The organism is Arthrobacter sp. JCM 19049 (assembly GCF_001310435.1).
Map to the genome: position 1 here is coordinate 1 of NZ_BAXF01000129.1, position 5,314 is coordinate 5,314.

The following is a 5,314-nucleotide window of genomic DNA, read 5'->3' on the forward strand; positions in this document are numbered from 1 at the left end:
CAATGCTGCTGGTGCGCTTGAGCAGTTCTTCGACCAGCACCCGCAACTCCAGCCGTGCCAGCGGCGCCCCCGGGCAGATGTGGATGCCCGCCCCGTACAGCAGGTTCAGCCCCGGGTCCCGGTCCAGGCGGAACTCATCCGGGTCCCCGAAGACGCTCTCATCGCGGTTGGCCGAAGCCCACACCACGGTCACCCGCTCACCGGCCGGGATCAGCCGCCCGTTGACCTCCACATCCCGGGTGGTCACCCGGCGGTTGGCAATCAGCGGGGCGTGCGCCCGCAGGATCTCGTCGTTGGCCGCCCCGATCAGCGAGGGATCCTCGCGCAGACGGGTCTGGATTTCCGGGTGGGTGCTCAGGAAATTGGCCAGGATCCCGACACTGGCGGCAATGGTGCCCAGCTCACCGACCGTCCAGTTGCGCAACAGGCTGACCAGCTCCTCGTCGTTCAGCGCCCGGCCGTACACCTGCTCATGCAGCAGTTGGGTGGTCAGGTCCTTCGGCGCGCGGTGGCCGGCCTCGCGCCGCTGCTGGAGCAGCTGGCGAATGTATCCGTCAAACTCCACGGCGATGGCCTTCATCGCCGGTCGGTCCTGGGCCAAGGTGGCCGTGCGGTTCTTCGCGGTCCAGGCGCGCAGCGGTTCCTCCAGCTCCCGCGGCCACTCCAGGAACGCGCTCTGGGCGCGCAGTGCATAGACCTCGGCCAGCTGCTCAATCACGTCGACCGGTTCGTGCAGCGGCAGCTCCCGGAGCAGGTTGAGCGCCACTTCCCGGCACACCGGCTCGAAGCGGCGCATCAGCTCCGGGGTGAAGTAGCGGTCATTGACCGCCCGGTAGACGGTGTGCTCCGGTGGATCCATGCCATTGGGCACGGTCAGCCGCTGGGAGACGGCGTTGCTGAACGTTTCGGGATCATGCAGCACCCGCAGCGCATCTTCGTGCCCCAGCACCGAGTAGCCGAGGAACTCGCTGTGGGCGACGGGGCACTGGCCCGGAGGCGGTCGTAGGCGGCAATCTGGTCCTCTAGCACCTCCGGGGACCGTGGGTCCCAGTCCGGCGCGGCTGATGCTGACATGCTGCTTTCCTCCAATGCTCGCCTGGCCTCAGGCTACGCGCTGGCAGGCGGACCGGACAAGGCCCTGGCTAGCGTCCGGACACGAGGACGTTGACGCTCACCGGTACCGGGTTCTTGAAAACGTCCAGCACCGGGCAGTGCTCATCGACCACCCGCTGCAGCTCAAGATAGCGTTCGGTCACGATTTCAGATGAGATGCTGCGCCCCGCTTTATTCCATGGCTGGCGAGTTGCCTCAACCGGTTGCAGGTGTTGCTGAGCTCCGTGCTTGGTTGGAGCGGGCTGCCCCAATGCTGGACAGGAGCATCCCTTCCCTGCGTATGGCCTTTGCGAATCTGCTCTATCGCGATGCTGCATCGGTTGGTTGGGAAGCTGGTGTGGCTGCTGGCTTTGCTAAAGCTTGCGCTGGACCCGCCATGGCAGAAGCAGCCTAGGAGTTTTTTGATTGGCATGTCGATCATCTGTATGGTGGTCGGCATGCTGATCGTTGGCGCGGCCAAGATACAGGGACGCCAAAACGCGCAAGGAGATAGTTTTTACGTTCTTAACGCAAAAGCTGGCTCTACTGCTGCCTGTCTGAACTTTTACGTTCTTAACGTAAGAGTTGGATTGGCCGATCTTGGCTGGAATTTTACGTTTTTAACCTAAAAATGACACCGGTGAAGAGCTCTGTTTTACGTTCTTAACGTAAAAGGCGGATTGACTGCCTGACCATAGCTTTTACGTTGTTAACGTAAATCTCCGCTGCAACAGCGCCCACTCGGGGCACTACTACGGGGCAGGCTTTTACGTTCTTAACGCAAAACCTGAGGACTACCCCTCTAGCGCTCTTCGACGGCAAGAAGAGCGACGCTTAGGACGCGGCACTGCGCAGAGCTAGCTTTTACGTGATGAACGTAAAAGATTCAGGTGGATCAGCGTGGCGTCCGGGCAGTAATCTTCCATGTATAAATGTAACCCTTGCTCCAGGTCCATTTTTTGCCGCACGTCGCGTTGTGCACCTGCGAGGTGTATCCAGCTTTGACGAGATGCCTGGACGCGTCGGAATACGCACGATAGCAAGACAGATAATGTTTGGAAGAACCAGACAGCACCTTCGTTGCCGCTTGAGCCGGCGCTGCGGTGCCAAAGCTGGCTCCCACCACCAGGCAGGCTGCTGCAACCACTGAGCCGATCTTGTGGATCTTCTTGGGCTTTTCGTGCTTCTGGACTACTTCAGTCATCGGGATACCTCTCTCGTGCGTGGTTGCGATGTCCTTGTCGAGGCTACCAGAACGCTCAACCTTTTACGTTTAGAACGTAAACTTGGAGACCAATCAACGTCAAGTGGGGACTGCCTCGTCCCGGTGCCAGCCATCGGCGGACTCGGCGCATAGAGATAGGTGAGAAGCAAACCGGCCTCTCTAAAACCAAAGGACAATTCCCATGATCGCTTCCCCAGATTGCACGTTCTGCACCTTCGGCATCACTACCCCGAACGGAGATGGCTGCCCCAACCCCATCTGCGGTCTGAGCATCACTATCGCGCCGGCAGTTCAGGATGAGGCTGTCTGGTTACCGCAACGAGTAATGGCACCGGTGACTTAAACGGTGTTGTTGAAGCTCTGGCCGATGCGGCGTCGTGCCGTGTTGCCGATCGCATGATCGAGACTACACCGGGCTACCCTATTGAGGTTGATGAGCCAAAGCCTGTCGAGAGCGGTTGGATCATCAGTGAAGGAGTCGCACGAGAGCTGGTCGAGGTCCTCTTCGGCATGGGCATCCCGTACCAGGCAGCGATCTAACCAACAGCAACCGAGTGGTCATGCGCAAAAGTTCATGACCACTTTTTGTTGCCACCAGGTAGGGGTCTGCTGACTCTTCTATGTCTGTCAAGCCGCAGCCGGAACCTCTTCAACCATTGCTGAAGCACTGAAAATCTTGAAGATGCGACGGACCAGATAGCGTTTGATGCATCGGCGGATCTCGCGATCAGTTTTCCCCTCAGCTCGACGCTTCTCAACGTAGACTCGCGTCTCTTTGTCATGTGTCATACGCGTGACCGCTGCTAAGTGCAGGGCAGCATTCAACGACCGATCACCGCCACGATTAAGCCGGTGCCGGGTCGTGTTCCCCGACGACGCAGGAATTGGATTCACGCCAGCCAGGCAGGCAAATGCCGCTTCATTGCGCACTCGCCCTTCATGGGACCACGCGACGAAGCACTTCGCTGCCGTGATTGCCTTGAAGCCGGTCTCAGTCAATAAGGGTGCCGCTTCGCTGGCTTTGACCAGCTCGTTCAGCTGCTGCTCAAGGTCGGCCACCTACCCCTGCCCGAAATCACGTTCCTACGTTTCCACCAGCGAGCTGCATCCCACGCCCCATCGGTAGATCAAGGCTTAGCCTTGTCCACGGTTACCGACGATAGGGGAGCACGGCGGTGGACCAATGAGGTATTGCCTCCAGCTGCACCCCGGCCCTCATGGCAAGCGGCATCACGCTGCGCACCCTTTGACTGCGGCTGCGGTTAACCGGCGTCGGCGGCGTCGGAGTTGTCGTTCAAACGGTGCAGCAGGTCGGCGAAACGTTGCACGTCTTCAGTGGACCAGTCCTCCAGCTTGTCCCGCAGGCGCTGGCGCTGCGCCTGGCCGCTGACGTACCAGGCGTCACGTGCCCGATCGGTGATGGACACCAGCTGGGCCCGGCCATCCTTGGGATCCGCGGTCCGGGTGATCAGTCCCTGGGTCTCCAACTGCTTGACCAGCCGGGAAATCGTGGCCTTGTCCAGCTGCAGCGATTCGGCAAGGAACCCCTGCTGCTGGGAATCGTGATGCACCAGGATCGACAAGATTCGGTAACCAGGGGCCTGCAGCTCCGGGTGGATCGCTTTGGCGCGCCGCATCAGGGTCTGGCGGGCGCGCAACAAGGTCGTGGTGAACTCTCTTTCCACCGTGATGAAAAGTTCTTCGTCATGCATGGAATCATTCTAGGCGGGCGCACACCCCCTCCATGATTTACCCGCTCAGTTCGGGCTTCCTACGCCAAAGCCGGAATCGCTGGCCCAGGGCTACGGCCAGCAGGACGTGACCGAGATACTACGTGAGCGTCCGCAGAAGGTGACAAGATGAGAAAGACTAATTTTAGAACCGAAGGAGAAGCAGTGAGCTACACGGTGGGTCCAGTCGACATGATTCCGGTCGGTGAGGCGCTGAAGGTCGAATCCGATGACAGCGGAGCCAAGGAGGACATCGCCATCTTCCATGCCGAGGACGGCAACTTCTACGCCCTGCAGGATGAGTGCACCCACGAAGTCGCCTCCCTGTCCGAAGGATGGATCGAAGACTGCGAAGTCGAATGCCCGCTGCACGCTTCCCGGTTTAACCTCAAGACCGGCAAGGTCCTGTGCCTGCCAGCCTATGTTGATGCGCGCACCTACAAGGTGGAGGTCATCGACGGGATGCTGGAGCTGCACTTCTAAATGGGTTCAGTGCATATCGTCGGGGCCGGGGTCGCCGGTTTCTCCCTGGCCCACACGCTGGTTCAGGCGGGCTATGCCGGAAACATCACGCTCAGCGATCCGGAGGGGCTGCCCTACGACCGCCCGCCCCTGAGCAAGACGCTGGAACGGGTCAACCTCGCACCCCCTGCATGGTTTATTGAGCATTCGGTGCAGCTGCAGCCGCAGCGCATTGACCAGGTCCAGACACCGGAATCCGAACAGGACTGGCTGGTGCTGGCCACCGGAACCACACCAAGGAGACTGCAGGTGCCCGGGGCCGAACATGCCCGGGTGATCCATACGGCCAAGGACGCCGAGGACCTGTCACAGAAGTTGTCGTTCGGCGCCTTCGGAACCCAGGTGGTGGTCATCGGTGCCGGGCTCATTGGGGCCGAATTCGCCGCCGCGGCCCGACAGTTCGGCGCCATGGTCACCTTGATCAGCAACCAGCAGGTGCCGCTGGTCACCGCCTTTGGCGAACCCATGGCCCGCCAGCTGCACGAGGACCATCGGCTGAACGGGATCCGGGTGGTGACCGGGATGGCCGAACGGATCACCGAGAACAGCGTCGAGGTCAATCAGGAGAGCATCGAGCCGACATCGTGGTGGCCGCGATCGGGGTGGAGCCGAACCTCACCCTGGCCGACACCCTGGGCCTGGAAACGCACAACGGCATCATCGTGGACGCGGGCATGCGCACCAGCGTCCCCCAGGTGCTGGCGATCGGGGATGTGGCCCGCGAGGCCGGTGCCCGCCCCCTGCG

General features: G+C 60.9%; 5 protein-coding genes and 2 pseudogenes. 3 read left to right on the forward strand and 4 right to left on the reverse strand.

Going from position 1 to position 5,314, the window contains the following annotated elements:
• The coding region (locus JCM19049_RS07665; protein ID WP_054821291.1) for a cytochrome P450 at positions 1-949 on the reverse strand (949 nt) is incomplete at its 3' end.
• A gap of 499 nt (positions 950-1,448) precedes the next feature.
• Here JCM19049_RS07665 and JCM19049_RS07670 point away from each other — a divergent pair.
• On the forward strand, positions 1,449-1,721 hold the full coding sequence (locus JCM19049_RS07670; protein ID WP_279402710.1) for a hypothetical protein: 273 nt from the start codon (positions 1,449-1,451) through the stop codon (positions 1,719-1,721).
• Between the two features lie 266 nt (positions 1,722-1,987).
• Here JCM19049_RS07670 and JCM19049_RS19370 read toward each other — a convergent pair whose 3' ends face one another.
• From JCM19049_RS19370 to JCM19049_RS07680, 3 genes and pseudogenes are all read right to left on the reverse strand, one after another.
• Positions 1,988-2,296, reverse strand: a complete 309-nt coding sequence (locus JCM19049_RS19370; RefSeq protein ID WP_138926782.1) for a hypothetical protein — start codon at positions 2,294-2,296, stop codon at positions 1,988-1,990.
• A 648-nt stretch (positions 2,297-2,944) separates the two neighbouring features.
• Positions 2,945-3,376 (reverse strand): annotated as a pseudogene (locus JCM19049_RS07675) (transposase); the annotation flags it as partial.
• Positions 3,377-3,579: 203 nt separating this feature from the next.
• Entirely contained in the window at positions 3,580-4,029 is a 450-nt protein-coding gene (locus JCM19049_RS07680) for a MarR family winged helix-turn-helix transcriptional regulator (RefSeq protein ID WP_054821294.1), read from the reverse strand.
• 183 nt (positions 4,030-4,212) lie between these two features.
• Here JCM19049_RS07680 and JCM19049_RS07685 point away from each other — a divergent pair, with 183 nt between their 5' ends.
• Positions 4,213-4,530, forward strand: a complete 318-nt coding sequence (locus JCM19049_RS07685; protein ID WP_246049577.1) for a bifunctional 3-phenylpropionate/cinnamic acid dioxygenase ferredoxin subunit — start codon at positions 4,213-4,215, stop codon at positions 4,528-4,530.
• Positions 4,531-5,314, forward strand: a pseudogene (locus JCM19049_RS07690) (NAD(P)/FAD-dependent oxidoreductase); the annotation flags it as partial. It abuts the gene before it with no gap.